Genomic DNA, 20218 nt, shown 5'->3' with positions numbered 1-20218 from the left:
AACTGAGCATCTACCCCGCATGTGACCAATCGTTGGCACACACGCGACAATGCGTGAGTGCGTGATGACATTCCCGTGTCAATGCAAGATATTGCGAACAATCGTCGCGGTCGTAACAAAAAGCGCAAGGCTTCAGACCAGTTCGTAAGGGCGCATCATTTCGTTGTCTTCGTGCTCGAGGTAATGGCAGTGCCAGACGTATTTGCCTGGCTCGCCGTCGAAGCGCGTGATGATGCGCGTGACCATCCCGGGGTCGCAGCGCACGGTGTCTTTCCAGCCGGCTTCATGCGCTGCGGGTGGTATGGATGGCCCGGTGAACTTCAGTTCCTTGCGGGCGTTCCACGCGAAGAGGTCGAACGGACGGCGCTCCAGTACCTGGAAGTGCACAAGGTGCAGGTGGATGGGATGCGCGTCGCCGGTCACGTTGACGAACGTCCAGGTTTCCACCGTGCCCTTCTTGGGTTTTTCGCTGATGGGATCGCTCCACATCTTTCCATCGAGCAGCATCGTCATCGGATTGCCGCCCGAATCGTCCTGCTCGCCCAGTGCAAGCACGCGGTCCTGTACCGCCGTGGCGGGATCGATACGCTGGACCTTCCGCAACGCGGCCGGTACCACCGAGGTATCGCGGCGACCCTTGGCGCGAACGCGGAACTCCACGATGCCCTCGGCCTGGTGGCGTAGCTGCACCGACTGTCCCGCATACGCGCTGAAGTCGACGATTACCTCGGCACGTTCGGCCGGGTAGAGTTCGATGCGCAGGCGATCGGTGGGCGCTGACAGCAGCCCCTGGTCACTACCGATCTGCTGGAACGGCTTGCCATGTGACAGCGACAGGTTGAAGAAGCTGGTATTGGCCACGTTGATAAGCCGCAGGCGGTAGCGGCGCGGCTCCACCTCGAGATACGGATACAGCTTGCCGTTGCACAGCACCGCATCGCCGCGGCATTCGGGCACCCAGGGCGCGTCGGGGTCGTCGGACACCGGGTAGTAAAGCTTGCCGCTCCTGGCGAGCAGGCGGTCGTAAAGCATCAGCGGAATGTCGAACTCGCCGGAGGGTAGCCCCAGCGCCTGCTCGTCGTCGTCATGCACATGGAAGCTGCCGAACAGGCCCGCGTAGATGTTCAGTCGCGTGATGCCCATGGCGTGATCGTGGTACCACAAGGTAGTGGCGTCCTGGTCACCGGGGTAGAGGGCGGTCGACGATTTACCCGGCACGTACCAGTCTTCCGGCCAACCGTCGTTAGGCGCGGAAACGCGCGCACCGTGCACATGGGTGACGGTGCGAACATCGGGTTTCGATTTCTCCGCGCCATGAATGTTGTGATCGATGGGCAGGAAATGCCGGGTGGGAAGCTCGTTGGCCCATTCCACCAGCACCGGCTCGCCACGGCGCGTCATGATCGTGGGGCCCGGCGTACACCCCGCGTAACCCCATTGCGGTGTCGGCGGCAGATCCCGGTGCACCTTGGCACTGAAGGCGCGCATCGGCATGCGATAGAACGGTAGCTGCCGGCCGCCGAACGCGGGGTGGGTACGCTGGCCCGTGGGCACGGCGATCGGTGGCACGGGCAGGGCATCGACGAACCTTGCCATGGTCACCGGGTTTACCAGCGGCACATTCGGCGCGGCCAGGGCCGGCATGGCCATGCGTTGCTTCATGGGCATGGTCATCGGCATGTCCATTGCCTGGGCCACGCGAAAGGGGTCGACGAGAACGCATGCACCGGCGAATCCGCCGGCGACGCCCAGGAAACGGCGTCGGGAATTGTCCATGGGAATCATCGTTGTGGCTTGTCGAGCAGGCCACCGTAGGTCGCCGTAATGACAAGGATGTTTCAATCCGGGTCATCGGTCATGCGTAATTTTTTGCGGTCGGTGTTCCTTTACCTCAAACCAGAAAACTGGCCAGCAGCAGGATTCCCATGGCGATGTCGCACAGCTTGCCAGCGAGCGGCCAATTGAACGATCCCTCGCGATTCAGGCGATAAACCTGCCCGAGAGTGACATTGAGTGCAGGCATGCCGATGAATGCCAATCGCCAGGCGAGCACCAGGAACGCACCTCCCGCCAAAGCGCCCTTCAGGTTTGGGTGCTGGTGATACGCCAGTAGGGCAATGCCTAAAGTACCTATCGAAGCCGCTGCGGTCTTCCAACTACGCTGCGTTGTCATGGGCGCACTCTCATCCCTTATGACCCGACATCCTCATAATGTTCAACCATCGATGCGGCCACATTGCGGTGACCGCAACCGGTCTGGCAATACAGGATCTTATCAGTTGATTTTCTTGGCTGTATGCGGAAGAGTCATGCCATGAACAGTTACCGTTTCCGTTGCGCCAATCCCATTATTATCACCTGCACCTAGGTGGTGGGACTGCGCACGGTATGCCGAACCCCGCCTCAGAAGCGGGGTTTTTCATTCCGGATTCTGAGGCTCACCCAGGAGCACAGAAATGGACGCACTTACCCGAACTCTCAAAGAGACAATCGAGGCCGCTGATCGAGCCATCACAGCCGAAGACTTCGACGAACTGATGACGTTTTATGCGGATGACGCAAGTCTCGTGGTCAAACCAGGACTGACAGTCGCAGGCAAAGACAGCATCCGCCGAGCTTTTGTCGCCATTGCGGCGCATTTCAATAACAGCATCGTTGTCACACAGGGGGAGATGCAGGTTATACGAGGTGGCGATGTGGCTCTCGTTATCATGGAGACCCTGCTACAGGCCACGGAAAAGGCCGGTGTGAAAACTGAGATTTCGCGCAGGGCGACCTACGTGTTTCGACAAATCTCGGAAAAGTGGCTATGCGTAGTGGACAATTCTTATGGGACGACACTACTGGATAGCGTCGTCGGATCGTAGGACATCAAAACGGGTGGTGCCTACCCTGTAAGTAGGCTCCATCATCCACAAACGGAGCCAAGCGTACCGGCCACCCCGTATCGCATCGTGCGCGTCACGAGGGCCAGTGACGCGAATGGCCCTCGGCTCTACCGCATCGACGCTCGCGTCAGCCGCCCTCAACGATCACGGTCCTTAGCGGAGCGGACTCCATTTTGCGGAGCGTAGCGTTATTGCGGGATGCGCTTACGTTGCCCAGTCGACACATGTTGGCGCCCATTGCGCCTGGTCTCTGAGCGTGGCGGCCGTGCGAAGTGCGCCTACCTATACGGGACGGTTGGGGCTTGCCGCATGGTGCCGATAGCGCCCCGGGCTGAGGCCGGTTTCGCGCTTGAACGCCAGGCCGAATGCTGCGGCCGAGCCAAAGCCAATCTCGCTTGCCAAGGTTGCGATGGGCTGGCCTTGGCGTAGGGCCACGCGAGCCAGCAGCATGCGCCATTGCGTCAAGTAGGCGATGGGCGCCTGGCCCACCTTTTGCTGAAACCGCTCTGCCAGGGCCGATCTCGAGAGGCCGACGTGGTTAGCGAGTGTCTGCACGGTCCAGCGCATCTGCGGCTTTTGGTGCATGAGCGACAGGACTGCCGAAATCGCCGGATCAAGGCTGCCGCAAAGCCAACTAGGCCCGATATCGACGCGTGCCGCGTAGATACGAAGGATGCGCACCAGGATCAGGTTGGCAACGTTTGCCAACGCGAACGTCGCGCCTGGGGCTGCATGTTGCGTTTCCTCCTTAAGCATCGCCAGGAGGTTCGCCAGCCGCCCCTGGGTGTCCTCGCTTGCTCGAATGTGAATCAGTGCGGGAAGGAAGCGAAGCTGCCCAGCCATATCGTCATCCGAAAAGGTGAACCGTCCGCCGATCGCCATGCTCGATATAGCGCCCGATCCGACCTCCAAGGCGCCGGAGGGGTCGCCTCCCATTGCGAAGGCAACCGCACCATCGACCAATGGCGTATCCGGCGCCGAAGCGACGTAGTAAGGACGCCCGTCGGTCAGAAGGTAAAAATCGCCCGCGTGCATTCGTATGGGGCTTTCTCCCTCCACACCGATCCAGCGTTCGCCTGCCAGAAGGCTGCCGAACTTCAAGTGTCGGTAGGCTGGATAGCGAGCGCCCCAGTCGCCACGCACCGTCACTTGGGCGGAAACGACGCTCTGGATGGTGACGGCACGGAAAAAGCCCGACAGGGGGTCGGTCATGGACGATCGCTTATGAAATGGCGACGACGAAGGATAGACCGTCCGGTTGTTGCCGCGCCACCATGACATCCCCCTCAACGGATGTCTCGCCATGCACTACGCCACCTTGGGCGCCACTGGACTCTTTGTATCGCGCTTTTGTCTGGGCACCATGACTTTCGGTGGCGCGGACACCGCTGCCGGCAATGCCATTGGCCGCTTGGATGCCCGTGACGCCGATCGCATTCTCGGCGCGGCCATGGAAGCTGGCATCAATATGCTGGACACGGCCGATGTCTATGGCATGGGGGGCTCCGAAGAGATCTTGGGTGAGATCCTGGCCGGTCGCCGCCACGAGCTGGTGGTGGCCACGAAGGCGAGCGCCAGAACGGGTCCGGGCGTCAACGACCTGGGTCAGTCACGCCATCACACGATGGCCGCGCTGGACAGCAGCCTGAAACGGTTGAAGACGGACTACATCGACCTCTATCAGCTCCATAACTTTGACCCATTGACGCCGGCAGAGGTCGTGCTTCGGACGCTGGATGACATGGTGCGATCGGGCAAGGTGCGCCATGTAGGTTGCTCGAACTTTGCGGCCTGGCAGCTGATGAAAGCGCTGGGTCTCGCGGCGCGGCTCAACCTCGAGCCCATTGTTTCGATCCAGGCGTACTACTCACTGGCCGGGCGCGATGTTGAGCGAGAGCTGCTCCCGCTCGCCCAGGACCAGGGGCTCGGCTTGCTCTGCTGGAGCCCGTTGGCCGGCGGTCTCTTGTCCGGCAAGTTCGACCGTTCCGGCACGAGCGACGCGACGGCGCGCCGTGCACGCATCGCGTTCCCGCCAGTGGACGAGGAAATGGCCTACGACGTCATCGACGCGTTGCGTGCGGTCTCCGATCGCCACACGACAACACCGGCGCAGGTCGCGCTGGCATGGCTGCTTTCGCGCAAGGCGGTGACTAGCGTCATCATCGGCGTCAAGCGACCCGACCAGCTGCAAGCCAACCTGGGGGCTTTCGATCTGGCCTTGTCGGCGGGTGATCTGGCGCAGTTGGATGCCGCGAGTGCCCTGCCGGCGTGCTACCCCGGATGGATCCAGTCCTACAATGCCAGGTCGCGCGTCCCTGAGGGCCACCCTTGGGAGGGCAAGAGCTGGACGCTGGGCGAAGCTCCGGAGTAAGCGTCGCAGCCACGTCGGCACTATTCGTCGCAACATGGTGGGCCCACCAGGACTCGAACCTGGAACCAAGGGATTATGAGTCCCCTGCTCTAACCATTGAGCTATAGGCCCGCGCAGCACGGAAGTGTAACCGCTGGCCGGCGCCATCGAAACGCCCCGGCTCACCGCAGATGGCTCAGTTCGACATCAGCACCGCATCGATGTCCGGGTTCTGCGCTGCGAAGGACTGCCCGGCCACGGCGTCGCTCACGTGCGCGGCGATGTAGTCGCAGCCGTCCTTGACCGTCGTCTTTTTCATCGCCGTGGCCAGGTCGAGCAGGGACTGCCTCACCTTCTCCTCCAGCCGCCCACGGTTGGCATCGGTGGCCGAGGCCATCTCCGCCGTCGAGAACCCCGACGCCACCATGATCTTGTCGGCCCGCTCGTACTCGGCATCGTGCTTGCGTTGGAACGCCTTCACGTAGGCCGTCAGATCGACGCCCTCGGCGCGGCATACGTCGCCCGTGGTGCGGCCGTTGATCGTGTAGAAGCCAAGGAACCGACCAGCGGCAAACCGTTTCTGGTCCGCTGGCGGCAGCGAGTTGAGATCCTTGGATGCGGCAGCGCCGGCTTCGGCACGTGCCGGTGCGGCAGGTGTCTGCGGGGCAGCGTGGGCGCAGGCAACGGCCAGGAGGAGCGACACGCTGGCGATCCGTGCGGTGGTGAGAAGCTGTGGCATGGTGATTTCCTTTAGCCGGGACAAGGCCCGAGGCCCATTAGAACGCGCCGGGCGCCGTAACGCACGCCGTCCATCCGAACATCCGATCGGATGGCCTCAGGGCAAGCCGGTCAGCTGCCACGGATACGGCATCAGGTCGCGGAAGCTCATGGTTTCGATGACTTTCTGCTGTTTGTCGGCAACCTCGTGGCACTTGTCCGCCAAGGTGTCGCTTCGGTGGAACAGCGATTCAGTGTCGATGAGTTTTTTGGTAAAGGCTGCCCGGAAGGTCGGGTCCGATCGGGCTGCTTCCCTGATCGGCCGCTCGCTGCCGCCGAGCTTTGCATAGGCCTGGCGCACCTGCTCGTGCTCGGTGTCGTAGCGCGCCTTGAACGCGTCCGCGTAGCCGTCCAGGTCCACGCCCTTGTCATGACACAGCGCCGGGATCATGAGGACATTGCCCCAGTAATAGCCGAGGTAGAGCGCAAGCACGGCAGGGCGTCGCTGGGCTTCCGGCAGTGCGTCCAGGGAAGCCGCCACGGCCTTCCGCGCTTCATGACGTTGGTAAGCAGCCGCTCCACTTCGGAAGACCGCCCAGGCGGCGTAGATCAATACCGCAAAGGCGATGACGCGGAAGATCCCTGTCATGGTGCTGTTCCCTGATTCCCCAAGGCGCATTAGAGCGCAAGATCTTTCGGGGCGCCAGCCGCCGCCACAAAAACGAAAACGCCCGCATAAGCGGGCGCTTCCGACGAAACCCTCAACCCCGATATCAGTCGATATCGAGGAACGAGCGCAGGGTTTCCGAGCGGCTCGGGTGACGCAGCTTACGCAGGGCTTTGGCTTCGATCTGACGAATGCGCTCGCGGGTCACGTCGAACTGCTTGCCGACTTCTTCCAGCGTGTGATCCGTGTTCATATCGATGCCGAAGCGCATGCGCAGCACCTTGGCTTCACGCGGGGTGAGGCCGGCCAGCACGTCGCGCACGGTTTCCATGAGACCCGTTTCCGTCGCCGACTCGATGGGCGAGCTGGCGTTGGTGTCTTCGATGAAGTCGCCCAGGTGGGAGTCTTCGTCGTCGCCGATCGGGGTTTCCATGGAGATCGGTTCCTTCGCGATCTTCAGCACCTTGCGGATCTTGTCCTCCGGCATCTCCATTTCCTTGGCCAGCTCTTCCGGCGTCGGCTCGCGGCCGAACTGCTGGAGCATCTGGCGGGAGATGCGGTTCAACTTGTTGATCGTTTCGATCATGTGCACCGGGATACGGATGGTGCGGGCCTGATCGGCGATCGAACGCGTGATGGCCTGACGAATCCACCACGTGGCGTACGTGGAGAACTTGTAGCCGCGGCGGTACTCGAACTTGTCCACGGCCTTCATCAGACCGATGTTGCCTTCCTGGATGAGGTCGAGGAACTGCAGGCCGCGGTTGGTGTACTTCTTGGCGATGGAGATGACCAGGCGAAGGTTGGCCTCGACCATTTCCTTCTTGGCGCGGCGGGCCTTGGCCTCACCGACGGACATCGCGCGGTTGATTTCCTTGATGTCGGTCAGTGGCAGGTACAGTGTGCGCTCGATGGCGGCCAGTTTTTCCTGCTCGCCGTCGATCACCTCGCGGAAGTTCTTGATGTTGGGCGACCACTTCTGGCGCTTGCGCGACAGCTCGGCGGCCCACTCCAAGTTGCCTTCGTTCGAGGGGAAGCTCTTGAGGAACTCCGCGCGCGGCATCTTCACCTGCTTGACGAAGATGTCCATCAGCACGCGCTCGTGATGACGGATGTCGTTCACCACTTCGCGCAGCTTGCGCACGAAGCTGTCGATCAGCGCCGAGGGCAGCTTGAGGTTGAGGAACGCCTCGGACATCTGCTCGCGGATCTTCGCGACCTTCTTGTCGTTGATCTCGGCCTTGGGCGCGGTCTTCTGGAACTTGCCGTGCAGCGAACGCAGTTCTTCCATGCGGCGCTTCACTTCTTCCGGATCGGGACCGGTGGGACCGGCTTCCTCCTCCTCGGCGCCTTCCACCGCTTCCTCGTCGTCGTCGGACTCGACATCGCCCGCGGCCTCGGCGGCTTCCGCAGCCTCGGCCTTGGCCTGGTCGGCAGCTTCTTCCAGGTCGGCGAAGCCGGCCAGGATCTCGCTCAGGCGGCGCTTACCCTCGACGTGCTGGTCGTATTCCTCCAGCAGCAGCTGGATGGTCAGCGGGAAGCTGGCCAGCGCGGTCTGGACCTGGCTGAGGCCTTCCTCGATGCGCTTGGCGATGGCGATTTCGCCCTCGCGGGTGAGCAGTTCCACGGTGCCCATCTCACGCATGTACATGCGGACGGGGTCGGTGGTGCGGCCCACCTCGGCGTCGACAGCGGACAGCAGTGCTACGGCTTCTTCGGCGGCCGACTCGTCGTCGGTGCTGGTGCCGGGGGCGGCGCCGTCGGAAATCGTGTCGGTATCCGGCGCGGAGTCGTGCACTTCGATGCCGACGCCCTTGAGCACCGCCATGATGTCTTCGATCTGCTCCGGATCGACGATGTCGTCGGGCAGGTGATCGTTGATTTCCGCGTAGGTCAGGTAGCCCTGCTCCAGGCCCTTGGAGATGAGCTGTTTGATTTCAGACTGCTGCTCGTGAGCTTTGTTAGTCATGCCGACCGCCGCGGGTTACAGGAACCGATCAGTATAGTCATTTGATGATTTTTTGACCAGTTTTCAAGTGGATCGGACCCACCGATGCAACGCAAGAATCGCGCCAGATGGCCGTTGCCGGTCGGGCGACCGCGTCGCGGTGGGATGGAAGACGGAGGCCGCAGCCCCCGTGCAGGGACGCCTCAGCGCACCTCTAGACGGAAGGTGACCGGGCCATCGTTGATCAGGTGAACTTTCATATGGGCACCGAAGCGCCCGGTTTCCACCCCCGGCTGGGCGGCGCGGGCCAGTTCGACCAGACGATCGAACCAGCGGCGGGCGTCGTCCGGCGCGGCGGCGGTGGTGAAGCTGGGTCGCATGCCCTTGCGCGTGTCCGCGGCCAGGGTGAACTGGCTGACCAGCAACAGGCTGCCGCCGGTGTCGGCCAGCGCGAGGTTCATTTTCCCGTCGGCATCGGAGAAGACGCGGTAACCGCGCAGCCGTTCCAGCATGCGCACGCACTGGGCCTCGCCGTCGCCCGGTTCCACCGCGACCAGGGCGAGCAGGCCGGCGTCGATGGCACCCACCGTCTGCCCGTCGACATCGACGCGTGCGGATTCGACACGTTGGATCAGTGCAATCATGGCGGGGTTAGCGGCGGCGGGCGGCCAAGCTTAAAGGGTGCACGGCCCGCTTTACAGGAGGCGGGGTTCCGACGTGTGGCTTACACTTCCGCGGATGCGCCCGGATATCTACGTTCTCTATCTCCTGCTGCGGCTGGTCAGCCTCTTCCCGTTGCGTACCGTCCATCGCGTCGGTGCGTGGATCGGTCGTCGTTCGTTGCGGTCCGGCTCGCGCAGCGCGCGTTACAGCGCGGTCAACCTGCGGCTTACCCGCCCCGTGCTCAACGAGGCGGAACACCGGGCGCTGCTCGTGCGCACCATGGAGGAGTCCGGGAAGTCGGTGACCGAGGTGGCGGCCATCTGGGGCGCCGGCGCCGACCGCTCGCTGGGCCTCGTACGGGAAGTGGTCGGCGGCGACCTGTTCGAGGCGGCGCTGGCGTCCGGCAAGGGCACCATCGTCGCCGCGCCGCACCTGGGCTGCTGGGAGTTGCTCAACTACTGGCTGTGCAGCCGGACACCCATGGCGATCCTCTACCGACCGCCGCGCATCGCCGCCATCGAGGCCCTGCTGCGCAAGGTGCGCGGCAAGCTGGCACCGGAACAGGTGCGGGCGGAAGGCGCGGGCGTACGCACGCTGTTCAAGCGGCTGGCCGCGGGTGGCACCGTGGGCATCCTGCCGGACCAGAAACCGCGCGAGGGCGACGGCGAGTTCGCGCCGTTCTTCGGCGTGGAGGCGCTGACGATGGTGCTGTTGCCCCGGCTGGCGGCGCGCACGGGCGCCACGGTGCTCTTCAGCTTCGCCGAGCGCCTGCCGGACGGCCAGGGCTTCCGCATCCACATCCTGCCCGCGCCCGAAGGTATCGACAGCACGGACCTGGGTGTGGCCTGCGCGGCGTTGAACCGCGGCGTGGAACAATGCGTCGAGCGTGCCTATCCGCAGTACCAGTGGCACTACAAACGGTTCACCGCCCACGACCGGCCAGATCCCTACAAGGTCAGCCCTTCCGCGAAAGGCGGTTGAGGAACACCGTCATTTCCTTGCCGGCCTGGATGTCGCCACGCCGCGTGGCCGCCGCGACGCCTTCGCGCCAGGCCTCGGCCGCGGCGTTCTCGTCGTCCTCGGCCAACAGGGCCTTGCCCAGCAGTTTCCACGCTGCCGAGTAGTCGCGGTCGAACGTCAGCGCCTCGCGGAACGCGGCGGCGGCGTCGCGGTACATACCATCGCCCAATAGCGCATTGCCGATCGAGAAGCGCAGCAGCGCGCCATCGCGTGGCCCGCCCATCTGCGCGCGGAGGCGCTCGATCAGGGGATCGGGGCTCATCGGAGTGCCGCCCGCGTGCGCCAGTATTCCTGCGGATAGAGCATGGTCGGCTGCTTCGGCTCCGCGGGCACGCGGCCCGCCTGCAACGCGGCCAGGGTGGGAGCGTCCCAGATCATCAGCCAGCCGGTACGCGAGGGCTGGATCAGCCGGGCGTAGCGGAAGGCCTCCGTCGGCGGATGCTTGGCATAGGACACGATCACGCCGTCGGGGTGGTGGTGCGCGAAGTCCTCCAGGCTGTCGCCGTTGTGTACGGCGGTGTCCTCGTCGTCTTCCACCGGTGTCGCCATGCCCGGCACCACGTTGATGCGCGCGATGGGATGCATCAGGCGCCCGGCAAAGTGGTACTGCCCGTTGTACGACACGCCGAGGTTGCCGATCGGGTGCCCGGCGGCATCGGCCTGGGCAAGGTACTGCGATGCCGGCGCCAGGTCGTAGCGGTACCACACGCCCAGCGTGAACAGCGCATTGAGCGACACCGTGCCGATCAGGCCGGCGAAGGCCAGCCGGCGCATCTCGCCACGGCCGCGCAGCAACAGCAGCGCGCCCAGCACGATGAAGATCACGCCGAAGAAGCGGGCATAGGGCGCCATGCCGGTCAGCCAGAGGTTGTCCGGGAAGCGCGAGGGCACCAGCGACGGCATGGCGAACAGCGCGATGGCGAGTACAAAGGCGCCGACCGAAAGCGGCCACGTGCCCAGCACGTAGCGCGTGGCCAGGCCCGTATGCCGCTCGCGCAGGTCGGCGACCGACGCGGCCACCAGCATGGTGACGCCGGCCAGCTCGGGCAGCAGGTAGTACAACTGCTTGCCGGTGACCAGCGAGAACACCAGCAGCGACGGCAGCAGCCAGGCCAGCAGGAAACGCAGCCCGGTTTCCAGCGGCTGGCGCATCAACGCGACGAACAGCGGCACCACCACCAGCACCACCAGCAGCTTTTCCAGCAGCGGCGGGAAGTGTGCGACCGCGGAAACCAGCGACAGCAGCAGCGCCACGACCGAGCAGGCGATGGCACCGCCGGTGCCTGCGCGCCACGGCCGGCGGAACAGCGCCATCGGCAGGGCCACGATGCCGCGCAGCCAGCCGCTCAGCGGAAACACGATGACCGGCAGGAACAGCAGGTAGTACCAGGCGGGGCGGGCGTGGTTCTGCAGGTCGGCGGCATGCGTGTCGACCACGCGGCCGGCCGTCTGGGTGAAGAACAGCCGCTGGCGGTAGGCCTCGCCGCCCGCCTCGCCGGCGGGCAGCGCCCACGCCAGCAGGATGGCGAAGCCCAGCAGCAGGCCGAGCACGCCGAAGCCGTACCAGCGGGCCTTGTGCTGGCGAGCCCAGTCGCTCCACAGCGGGCCCAGCAGCAGCGGGAACAGCACGTGCAGCGCCATCACCGGGCCCTTGGTCAGCAGACCGGCGCCGACGAACAGGCCGAACAGCCACCAGCGCGGCTCCGCACGCGTCGCCGTGGGCGTCAGGGCGAGCAGGGCGGCTAGCACCCACACCACCAGCAGCACCTCGTACATGATCTGCAGGCCGAACAGGAAGGCGTACGCCAGGCCCATCAGCAGCCACGGCGTGGCCTTGGCGACCCACGGGCGTGCCGGGAAAAGCCGGCTGGCCAGTACCGAGGCCAGCACCAGCTGTGCGCCGCCGAAGATCACCTCGAGCACGCGCGGCCAGACATCGTTGACCCCGAACACCGCCCAGCCGGCGTGGATCATCCAGAACAGCAGCGGCACCTTCTCGCTGTACGGCTCGCCGTTGATATGCGGCACCAGCCAGTGGCCGTGTGCCCACATTTCCCAGGCGACCGCCAGGGTCCGCGTGGAAAACATCGGCATGGGGCCGTGGGAGAAGATCGCCAGCAACGCCATCGCAGCCCACAGCGGCAGCCAGGGCCAGAGGGCGCGAAGGTGTTCCGATCGGTTATAGGCGCTGTTGGACAAGGGCGTCGTCACCGCTGAAGGATCGGGAATTCTAAACGCTTCGGCGTGGTAGCAGCGTATCCAGCGCCCGGCCCAGGCGGGCGGGGAAGCCGGACTGGTTGGCCTCGTACCACGCGCGTGCCGCCCGGGCGAGGGTTTCGACTTCGGCATCCGGCATGTTGATGGCGCGCTCGACGCAGGTTTCCAGTGCTTTTTCGTCGAAGGCCCACAGGGTGGCCGCGTTGAGCGTGCCGTTTTCGTGAGCCGCCACCCGCAAGCCGCGGGTGTCGTCCACCAGCTCGTTCATCGGGGCGCCATCGGTGGCCAGCACCACGGCGCCGCAGCTCATGGCTTCCGCGATGTAATGGCCCCAGCCCTCGGCCTCGGACAGGCACAGGTGGAAACGATGCGTGTTCTGCAGGCGATGGATGGCTTCGGCATCCGCCAGGTAGGTCACCTGGTGGTCGAGATTGGCCGGGGAGGGCGCTGGCTCGGAGGCGGCCACCTGGGGCGACTGCAGCACGTGCAGCGTCGGCCACTCCGGATGCCGGCGCCAGACGTCCAGCAGCCGCTGGGTGCCCTTCATGCGGCTGCCGCCGGCCAGGTGCAGGAATTCGCGGTCGCGCGGCAGGCCATCACGGTGGCAGTCCGCGCTGAGGAAACCGATGTGCGTCACCGGCAGCCCCATCGCGCCGAACGTGGCCATCGCGCTGTGGGTTTTGCACAGGATGGCGTCGAAGCGCGGCAGGTGGCGGCGATCCCGCTGGCTCATCCACTCCGGGTTAGGGATGAGCGCGTTGCGGCGCGACATAGGCAGGTAGCCTGGATGCACATGCTCAATGGTGATGCCGAGGTCGTAGCGTCGCGGGCCGCGCCCGGTCAGCCAGCGCGCAGCCATGGCGGCGCGCTGCGCCCACGCGCGCCAGGGCCACCCACTGTTGCGCTGGGGCGCACGCGTCACGGTCACCTGATGGCCGAGGCCGCGCAAGGCGTTTTCCACCAGCCGGATGTCGTGGGCAAGCCCGCGGCCGTTGTCCCAGGCGATGAGGTTGACGTGGGCCATGTCAGAGCGGCCCGGCGACCGCGCGCCGCCGCTCCCGCACGCGCGCCACGTGTACGGCCAGGCCCAGGGTCAGGAAGAAGAACAGTGAGTGCGGCATGGCCCGGTAGAACACGTTGTCGGTCAGCCCGCACAGCGCATACATGGCGGTGGTGGAAAACCCCGCACAGGCCGGCATCGCCACCGTGTTGTCGGGATTGAGCGCATGGCGCCCGAAGTACCCCAGCGAGCAGCCGAACAGCGCCACCAGGATGAGCAGGCCGGGAATGCCGCCGGTAGCGGCCCATTCAAGGTATTCGCTATGCGGGTGGGTGTAGCGCTCCACGGACGGATTGACCTTCCCGTCGGCGATGCGCGCCCGGGTGAAGCTGCCGAACTGGTTCATGCCCACGCCAGTCAGCGGATGCGCGATCACCGCCATGCGGGCGGCGCGCCACATTTCCAGGCGCTCGCGCACGGCGCCGGTGGCGTCCTGTTCGCTGTAGGTGGCCACCTCGTCCTTGACCGCGGCCAGGCGTTCCACCATCTCGCCGTGCAGCGTGGTGGCCGCGAGGCCGGCCGCGCCCACACCGATCACCAGCGCCAGCACGCTCTGCCGCCAGCGGCCGGTCCGCCGGCCCTGGATGAGCATCAGCGCGGCGAACACCGGCACGAAGGCCAGCAGCGGACCACGGCTCTGGGTCAGCAGGGCGCCGTAGAAAGCGAGTGCGGCGAACACGGCGTGCATCGCCCGTTCGCGCGGGCGCAGCTCGCCACGCAAGGCCTGCAGGATGGCGACGAGGGCGAGTGTCAGCATGAACATGCCGAACTCGATCGCGCCCCATTCGCCGTTGTTAAGGCCGTAGACGCGGTCGATGCCTTCGACGTAGTGCTGTTCGAGGCAGATCAGGCCGAGCACACCGGCCGAGCTGCTGAAGCCGATGCGCACGACGGCGGTGCGCAGGGGCAGCGCGAACGTGCCGGCGATCACCATGAAGGCGAGCATGTGCGAGGTCACGTCGAACTCACGCCAGTCCACGCCGTGGGCGCCGACGTTGACGCCCCAGAACACCAGCGCGATGGCGGCCGGTACGACCACCGGCGCGGCGCGACGATACGCGCGCCTTACGTCCGGGCGTGCCGCGATGGCCCACAAGCCGGTGAGAAACAGGATCAGTGCGGGCAGCGCCTTGGCCTTGACCGGCACGGCGAAGGACAGGGGCATGATCGCGATAAGCAGCGAGACGATCCACGCGCGCCACGGATTCGGTTTTTCGAGCACTCGGCACCTGTCGGAATCGGAACGGTGCGGCGGCTTCGCCGGCACCGGCTCGTGCCGCCGGAGCGGCGCGAGGGCATGGTACTTTAACGGATCGCGGATGCCTCTCCGTGGGCTTCCCGGTGAGCGGCGCCAATTCAGCTTCCGTAAGGACCTGCCCCGCGCATGAAGCTCCTGTTCACCAACTTCCACGCCGGTGACGGCGGCGGGCATACCACCTACCTGATTGCGCTGGCGCGCGGACTGTGCGGTCGCCACGAGGTGCATGTGGCGGCGCCCCCAGGCAGCCGCCTCAACCGCGAAGCCCGGTTGCTGCCCGGTGTGCACGTGCTGGACCAGCCGTTCCCGAACGGCCTGGGCAAGTTGCCCGCACGTCTTCGCGCGCGCCGGCAGTTGTCCGGTTACCTGGCCGACCACCGTTTCGAGCTGGTCCACGTCAATGGCTCCGCCGACCATCGCCTGGTCATGTCGGCGGCTCGCGGCCTGCCGCGCCGGCCGCCCATCGTGCTGACCAAACACAACTCCAAGCCGATGACCGGCATCGGCCATGCCTGGCGGGCGCGGGCCGGTACCGACGGCGTGATCGCCGTATGCGACTACGTGCGGCGCCAGGTCATGGCCTCGCCGTATGCCCGCTGCCGCGTCGCCACCGTGTTCAACGGCGTCGATATCGACCGTTTCGCCCCGCGCCCGGCCGACCCGGCCCTGCGCCAGGCCTGGCTGGCCCCGGACGGTGCGCCCGGCGCGCCGGTGCCGCTGCTGATCGGCAGCAACGCCGGTACGTCGCGCTATAAGGGCTGGATGGACCTGGTCGAGGCGCTGGGGTCGCTGGCACCGGACTGGCGCGATCGTCTGCGCGTGGTGCTGGCCGGTGCGCTGCCCGACGAGGCGGACCGCGCCCGTATCCAGGCCCTGGGGCTGGCCTCGCACGTGCACTTTGCCGGACTGTTGGACGACGTGCGGCCGCTGGTGGCGGCCCTCGACGCAGGTTTCGTACTGTCCTGGGACGTGGAGACCATTTCCTTCGCCTGCCGAGAGATGATGGCGATGGAAAAACCGGTGCTGGTCAGCGATTACGCGGGCCTGCCCGAGAACGTCGATGAAGGCCGCGACGGCTGGGTCGTGCCGGCGCGGGATCGCCAGGCCATCGCCGCAGCGCTGCGCCGGCTGGTGGAACAGCGCGACAGCCTGCCGGCGATGGGCTTCGCGGCGCGTGCCCATGCGGAAGCCGCGTTCGGCCTCGATCGCTTCATCGACGGCACCGAGGCGTTCTATCGCGAGGTCAGGCTGGCCAGCCTGCCGGGTGCGGCACCGGCCTGAGCCCGGCCGGCCCGGTCAGCCGGTCTTGCGCAACAGCGCGTAATACATGCCGTCCAGGTCGCCATCGCCCGGCAGGATCTGCCAGCCGATGGCGGCGGCCTGGCCCACCGGGAGGGTGAACGGCACCACGGTGGCGTCGGTGCGCTCGCCGAGGAACGCGCCGACCACGCCCTCGTTCTCGGCGCGCAGCAGCGAGCACGTGACGTAGAGCAGGGTGCCACCCGTGGCGAGCGTGTCCCAGCAGGCGGCCAGGATGCGCCGCTGCTGCGCCACCAGCGCGGGGATGTCCGCGGCGCGACGATGCAGCCGCACATCGGGCCGGCGGCGGATCACGCCGGTGGCCGAGCACGGGGCGTCGATCATCACGCGATCGAACGGACGGCCGTCCCACCACGCGGCGGTATCGCCGGCATCGCCCACCACTACCTCGGCGGCCAGGCCGAGCCGGTCGAGGTTCTGCCGGATGCGCGGTGCCCGGCGGCTTTCGGATTCCACGGCCAGCAGGGTGACGTCCGCCCGCTCCAGCGCATGGCAGGCCTTGCCGCCGGGTGCGGCGCAGGCGTCGAGGACGCGCTGGCCGTCCGCCAGGTCGAGCAGGTCGGCCGGCACCTGCGCGGCCCCGTCCTGCACGGCGAAATGGCCCGCGGCAAAGCCGGGCAGGCGGGTCACGTCGGTGCTGTGCGGCAGCACCAAGCCATCGGCCAGCCAGTCATGCGGCTGGATATCCTGCCCGGCCTCGCGCAGCGTGGTCGCCAGGGCGTCGCGGTCGGTACGCCGGCGGTTCACGCGCAGCATCAGGGGCGGCTCGTGGTTGGCGGCGGCCATGATCTCGTCGGCGCGTCCGGGCCAGTCGTGCGCCAGGGCCGAGGCCAGCCAGGCAGGATGGGCGTGGCGCGTGGCCGGCGTGGCATCCAGCTCGGCCAGCAGGGCCTCGCGCTCGCGCAGCCAGCGCCGCAGCACGGCGTTGGCCATGCCCGCCAGGCGTGGGCGGCGCAACTCGCGTACGGCTTCCACGGTGGCGGCCACGGCCGCGTAGCCCGGCATCTGCAATACCTCGAGCTGCACCAGCGCGGTGACCAGCAGCGCGTGGACGGCCGGCTCGTTTCGCCGGATCGGTTTTGCCAGCAGGCGATCCAGCGCCGCATCGAAGCGCGGCCACCAGCGCGCGCCCTCATGCAGCAACGCGGTGAGCAGAGCGCGATCGCGCGGGTCGGCCAGCCGTGGCAGCGCGCGGTCCGCCACCTCGCGCAGCGAATGCCCGGAAAGGGCGATGCCGGCCAGCGACTCGGCGGCCAGGGCGCGAACCGAAATGGCCTGGCTCACGGACGCGCCTGCTTCAGCTCCGGGCGCGCGTTGAGATAGTCGGCGGCGCCGATCCGGCGACCGCCGGCGCGCTGTACGGCCAGCAGGCGCAAGGCACCCTGGGCACAGGCGATGTCGATACCGTCGCGCGAGGCGCCCAGCACCTCGCCGGGAGTGCTGCCCGGAACGCCGTCGATGGCGCGTGCCGCCCAGACGCGCAGGCGCTCGCCGGCCACCTCGGCCTCGGCCACCGGCCAGGGATCGAACGCGCGCACCTTGCGCTCCAGCGCGTCGGCGGGCTGCGTGAAATCCAGGCGGGCTTCGGCCTTGTCGAGCTTGTGGGCGTAAGCCACGCCTTCGTCATCCTGGGCACGGGCCGCAAGGACCTCGCCGGCCATCGTGCGCCGCAGCCCTTCCACCAGAGCATCCGCGCCCAGGGCCGCGAGTCGGTCGTGCAGGCTGCCGCCGGTGTCGTCCGCCGCGATGGGGGTGCGCCGTTCGACCAGCACCGGGCCGGTATCCAGGCCCGCTTCCATCTGCATCAGGTCGACGCCCGATTCGGCATCGCCGGCCAGGATCGCCCGCTGGATGGGTGCCGCGCCACGCCAGCGGGGCAGCAGCGAGGCATGCACGTTCCAACAGCCCAGCGCGGGGATGGCCAGCACCTTGCGGGGCAGGATGAGGCCGTAGGCGACCACGACCATCAGGTCGGGCGCGTAGGCGGCCAGGCGATCGCGGTCGGCCTGGGCCTTGAACGATTCGGGTTGTTCCACCGGTACGCCGGCCGCCAGCGCCGCTTCCTTGACCGGGCTGGCCGCCAGCTTGCGGCCACGGCCGGCGGGGCGGTCGGGCTGGGTGTAGGCGGCCACGACCTCGGCGCCCGATGCACGGCAAGCGTCGAAACAGGGAACGGCGAATTCGGGTGTTCCGGCGAACACCACGCGCAACGGACGGATGGCCACGCTCAGGCGCTGGCCTTGCGCTGCTTTTCCATCCGCTTCAACAGCATGCCGCGTTTGAGCGGCGACAGGTGATCGACGAAGACCTTGCCCGCCAGGTGGTCCATCTCGTGCTGGATGCACACCGCGAGCGGGCCTTCCACATCGACGAGAACGGGGTTGCCGTCGGCGTCCTGGGCACGGACCTTCACGTGCAGGGCGCGGGTGACATCGGCGTAGATGCCCGGGAACGACAGGCAGCCTTCCTGGTAGACCTGCTGGCCGTCCTTCTCGACGATCTCGGGGTTGATCAGCACCATCGGCTCGTTGCGATCGTCGCTCATGTCGGCCACCAGCAAGCGCTGGTGCACGTTGACCTGCGTGGCGGCCAGGCCCACGCCGTTGGCGGAATACATGGTCTCGTACATGTCGGCCACGAACTGCTTCAGTTCGGCATCGAACACGGTGACCGGGGCCGCGACGGTGCGCAGGCGCGGGTCCGGGAACTCGAGGATGGTGAGGATCGACACGGTGTCACCTTGAACGTCTGCGCGGGCCACTGCGGCACCGGATAGCCGACACATTGCGGGCGGATCGGCGGAAACCAAGCAGGGGCAAAGGTAGGATGAGCCTGTATTCTACGCGCGCGCCGGGGACGGGGCGAGTCACGCCGAGTATTGTGCCCCTTAACGATTCAGTTACACTCGCGACAGCACCGGGGAAGGGGGAAATCCCGCATGATCAAGAAGTTCGCCATGCTGCTCGCCGGCATGTTCTTCACCGTGGCTGTCTACGCCGCGGCTGCCCAGCTACGCCCCGATCATCCGGATACCTACACGGTCCGCCGGGGCGACACGCTGTGGGATATTTCCGCGCGATTCCTGAGCAAACCGTGGTTGTGGCCCGAGATCTGGCAGGCCAATCCCCAGGTCCGCAATCCGCACCTCATCTATCCGGGCGATGTCCTGAACCTGTCGATGTCCGTCGGCAGCGGTCCGCGTCTGAGCATGGAGCCCCGCGTGCGCAGCGAGGGCGACGCCGTTCCCGCCATTCCGCTCGCCGACCTGCGTATGTTCCTCAAGGAAATGCGGGTCATGGGCGCGGACGACGTGGATCGCCTGCCCTACCTGGTCGGCTTCGAGGAGTCGCACCTGCGCGCGTCGCCGGGTAACAAGATCTACGCCCGCGACCTGGATTCGGCCCTGCCGGGCCAGCGCTGGGCCATCGTCCGCCCGTCCAACCGCTTCCGCGACCATGGCACGTATGCCGGCGACAAGGACATGCTCAACAATCCCAGCCACGGCGCCTTCGTGGCCGACGAGCTGGACAGCGACGCCTCGATGGCGCCCAGCCCCTGGCGCGAGGATTCGCGCCACGACACGCACACCGGCCGTGGCGTGGATCGCGGCGTGGAAGTGTCCGTCATCGGCACCGCCGAGGTCATCGCCGTGCAGCCCGAGCACAACGTGGCCAGCCTGGTCCTGGTCGACTCCACGCAGGAGATTCGCAAGGGCGACCGCCTGATGCAGGTGGACGACAAGCCGTACGATCCCTATTTCTACCCGCACGCGCCGAAGGGCCTGCCGCGGGACGGCCGGGTCATCGGCATCGCCGACGGCAATTTCGCCGGCAGCCGCCAGGTGGTGTCCATCTCCGCGGGCTCGGCCGATGGCGTGGATAACGGCACCACCTTCACCGTGATGGATCAGGGTGAGGTCATCCCCGATGAAGTGGGCGGCAACTACGAGCGCCGCGACACCTCCCGCAAGGTCAAGCTGCCGGATGAATTCGCCGGCCACCTCATGGTGTTCCGCACGTTCGACCACGTCAGCTACGCCCTCGTGATGGATGCCTACCGTCCGATCAAGAAGGGCCAGAAACTGGTCATGCCGGAATAACGGCGACACCG

19 protein-coding genes and 1 tRNA gene are annotated in these 20218 nt (G+C 66.5%); 5 read left to right on the top strand and 15 right to left on the bottom strand.

What is annotated here, in order from left to right; all coding sequences use genetic code 11:
• Positions 1 to 132: 132 nt before the first annotated feature.
• Positions 133 to 1776, bottom strand: a complete 1644-nt coding sequence (locus FA89_RS04010; protein WP_051938504.1) for a multicopper oxidase family protein — start codon at positions 1774 to 1776, stop codon at positions 133 to 135.
• Positions 1777 to 1891: 115 nt separating this feature from the next.
• Complete coding sequence (locus FA89_RS04005; RefSeq protein ID WP_036138436.1) at positions 1892 to 2173, bottom strand: hypothetical protein; 282 nt, start codon at positions 2171 to 2173, stop codon at positions 1892 to 1894.
• A 283-nt stretch (positions 2174 to 2456) separates the two neighbouring features.
• Here FA89_RS04005 and FA89_RS04000 point away from each other — a divergent pair, with 283 nt between their 5' ends.
• Positions 2457 to 2867, top strand: coding sequence for a YybH family protein (locus FA89_RS04000; RefSeq protein WP_036138434.1), 411 nt, complete (start codon positions 2457 to 2459; stop codon positions 2865 to 2867).
• Positions 2868 to 3170: 303 nt separating this feature from the next.
• On the opposite strand, the gene FA89_RS03995 is transcribed toward FA89_RS04000, so the two are convergent.
• Entirely contained in the window at positions 3171 to 4100 is a 930-nt protein-coding gene (locus tag FA89_RS03995; protein WP_036138432.1) for an AraC family transcriptional regulator, read from the bottom strand.
• A gap of 91 nt (positions 4101 to 4191) precedes the next feature.
• Between FA89_RS03995 and FA89_RS03990 the strand changes: the two genes are divergently transcribed.
• Positions 4192 to 5259 carry an aldo/keto reductase gene (locus FA89_RS03990; protein ID WP_036138429.1) on the top strand — a complete coding sequence of 356 codons (1068 nt, stop codon included), beginning with the start codon at positions 4192 to 4194 and terminating at the stop codon, positions 5257 to 5259.
• Positions 5260 to 5294: 35 nt separating this feature from the next.
• Here FA89_RS03990 and FA89_RS03985 read toward each other — a convergent pair.
• The 5 genes from FA89_RS03985 to dtd form a co-directional block, all read right to left on the bottom strand.
• A tRNA-Ile gene (locus FA89_RS03985) sits at positions 5295 to 5370 on the bottom strand.
• A gap of 64 nt (positions 5371 to 5434) precedes the next feature.
• A complete protein-coding gene (locus FA89_RS03980) occupies positions 5435 to 5977 on the bottom strand; it encodes a hypothetical protein (RefSeq protein WP_036138426.1) in 543 nt (180 codons plus the stop codon).
• Between the two features lie 96 nt (positions 5978 to 6073).
• On the bottom strand, positions 6074 to 6604 hold the full coding sequence (locus FA89_RS03975) for a hypothetical protein (RefSeq protein ID WP_036138424.1): 531 nt from the start codon (positions 6602 to 6604) through the stop codon (positions 6074 to 6076).
• Between the two features lie 124 nt (positions 6605 to 6728).
• On the bottom strand, positions 6729 to 8591 hold the full coding sequence (gene rpoD / locus FA89_RS03970; RefSeq protein ID WP_036138422.1) for an RNA polymerase sigma factor RpoD: 1863 nt from the start codon (positions 8589 to 8591) through the stop codon (positions 6729 to 6731).
• Between the two features lie 182 nt (positions 8592 to 8773).
• Positions 8774 to 9214, bottom strand: coding sequence for a D-aminoacyl-tRNA deacylase (gene dtd / locus FA89_RS03965; protein ID WP_036138420.1), 441 nt, complete (start codon positions 9212 to 9214; stop codon positions 8774 to 8776).
• A 94-nt stretch (positions 9215 to 9308) separates the two neighbouring features.
• Between dtd and FA89_RS03960 the strand changes: the two genes are divergently transcribed.
• On the top strand, positions 9309 to 10214 hold the full coding sequence (locus tag FA89_RS03960; RefSeq protein WP_036138417.1) for an LpxL/LpxP family acyltransferase: 906 nt from the start codon (positions 9309 to 9311) through the stop codon (positions 10212 to 10214).
• Here FA89_RS03960 and FA89_RS03955 read toward each other — a convergent pair.
• The 4 genes from FA89_RS03955 to FA89_RS20060 all read right to left on the bottom strand — a co-directional run bounded on the left by FA89_RS03955 (position 10189) and on the right by FA89_RS20060 (position 14752).
• Positions 10189 to 10515 (bottom strand): hypothetical protein, encoded by a 327-nt coding sequence (locus tag FA89_RS03955; protein WP_036138415.1) that lies wholly within the window; start codon positions 10513 to 10515, stop codon positions 10189 to 10191. The genes FA89_RS03960 and FA89_RS03955 overlap by 26 nt on opposite strands.
• A complete protein-coding gene (locus FA89_RS03950; RefSeq protein WP_441295046.1) occupies positions 10512 to 12380 on the bottom strand; it encodes an ArnT family glycosyltransferase in 1869 nt (622 codons plus the stop codon). Before FA89_RS03950 ends, FA89_RS03955 begins: the two co-directional genes overlap by 4 nt.
• A 103-nt stretch (positions 12381 to 12483) precedes the next feature.
• Positions 12484 to 13494 carry a glycosyltransferase gene (locus tag FA89_RS03945; protein ID WP_036138413.1) on the bottom strand — a complete coding sequence of 337 codons (1011 nt, stop codon included), beginning with the start codon at positions 13492 to 13494 and terminating at the stop codon, positions 12484 to 12486.
• 1 nt (position 13495) lies between these two features.
• Positions 13496 to 14752 (bottom strand): O-antigen ligase family protein, encoded by a 1257-nt coding sequence (locus FA89_RS20060; protein WP_051938503.1) that lies wholly within the window; start codon positions 14750 to 14752, stop codon positions 13496 to 13498.
• Positions 14753 to 14914: 162 nt separating this feature from the next.
• Here FA89_RS20060 and FA89_RS20055 point away from each other — a divergent pair, with 162 nt between their 5' ends.
• Positions 14915 to 16069, top strand: a complete 1155-nt coding sequence (locus FA89_RS20055) for a glycosyltransferase (protein WP_036138410.1) — start codon at positions 14915 to 14917, stop codon at positions 16067 to 16069.
• 15 nt (positions 16070 to 16084) lie between these two features.
• Here FA89_RS20055 and rsmB read toward each other — a convergent pair whose 3' ends face one another.
• Genes rsmB through def form a run of 3 tightly spaced genes read right to left on the bottom strand, consistent with a single transcriptional unit; the run spans position 16085 to position 18839 of the window.
• On the bottom strand, positions 16085 to 17392 hold the full coding sequence (gene rsmB, locus FA89_RS03930; protein WP_240003847.1) for a 16S rRNA (cytosine(967)-C(5))-methyltransferase RsmB: 1308 nt from the start codon (positions 17390 to 17392) through the stop codon (positions 16085 to 16087).
• Positions 17389 to 18333 carry a methionyl-tRNA formyltransferase gene (fmt, locus tag FA89_RS03925; protein WP_036138407.1) on the bottom strand — a complete coding sequence of 315 codons (945 nt, stop codon included), beginning with the start codon at positions 18331 to 18333 and terminating at the stop codon, positions 17389 to 17391. The genes rsmB and fmt overlap by 4 nt, the downstream gene beginning before the upstream one ends.
• A 2-nt stretch (positions 18334 to 18335) precedes the next feature.
• Positions 18336 to 18839 (bottom strand): peptide deformylase, encoded by a 504-nt coding sequence (gene def / locus FA89_RS03920; RefSeq protein WP_036138404.1) that lies wholly within the window; start codon positions 18837 to 18839, stop codon positions 18336 to 18338.
• Positions 18840 to 19046: 207 nt separating this feature from the next.
• On the opposite strand from def, the gene FA89_RS03915 reads away from it, so the two are divergent.
• The gene (locus tag FA89_RS03915; protein ID WP_036138402.1) at positions 19047 to 20207 is read left to right on the top strand and encodes a LysM peptidoglycan-binding domain-containing protein; all 1161 of its coding nucleotides are present in this window, start codon (positions 19047 to 19049) and stop codon (positions 20205 to 20207) included.
• Positions 20208 to 20218 lie beyond the last annotated feature (11 nt).

The organism is Luteibacter sp. 9135, from assembly GCF_000745005.1.
In the GTDB taxonomy this organism is placed as follows: Bacteria; Pseudomonadota; Gammaproteobacteria; order Xanthomonadales; family Rhodanobacteraceae; genus Luteibacter.
Note: the sequence above shows the minus strand (reverse complement) of the source record. Positions and strands in the feature narration are given on the sequence as shown.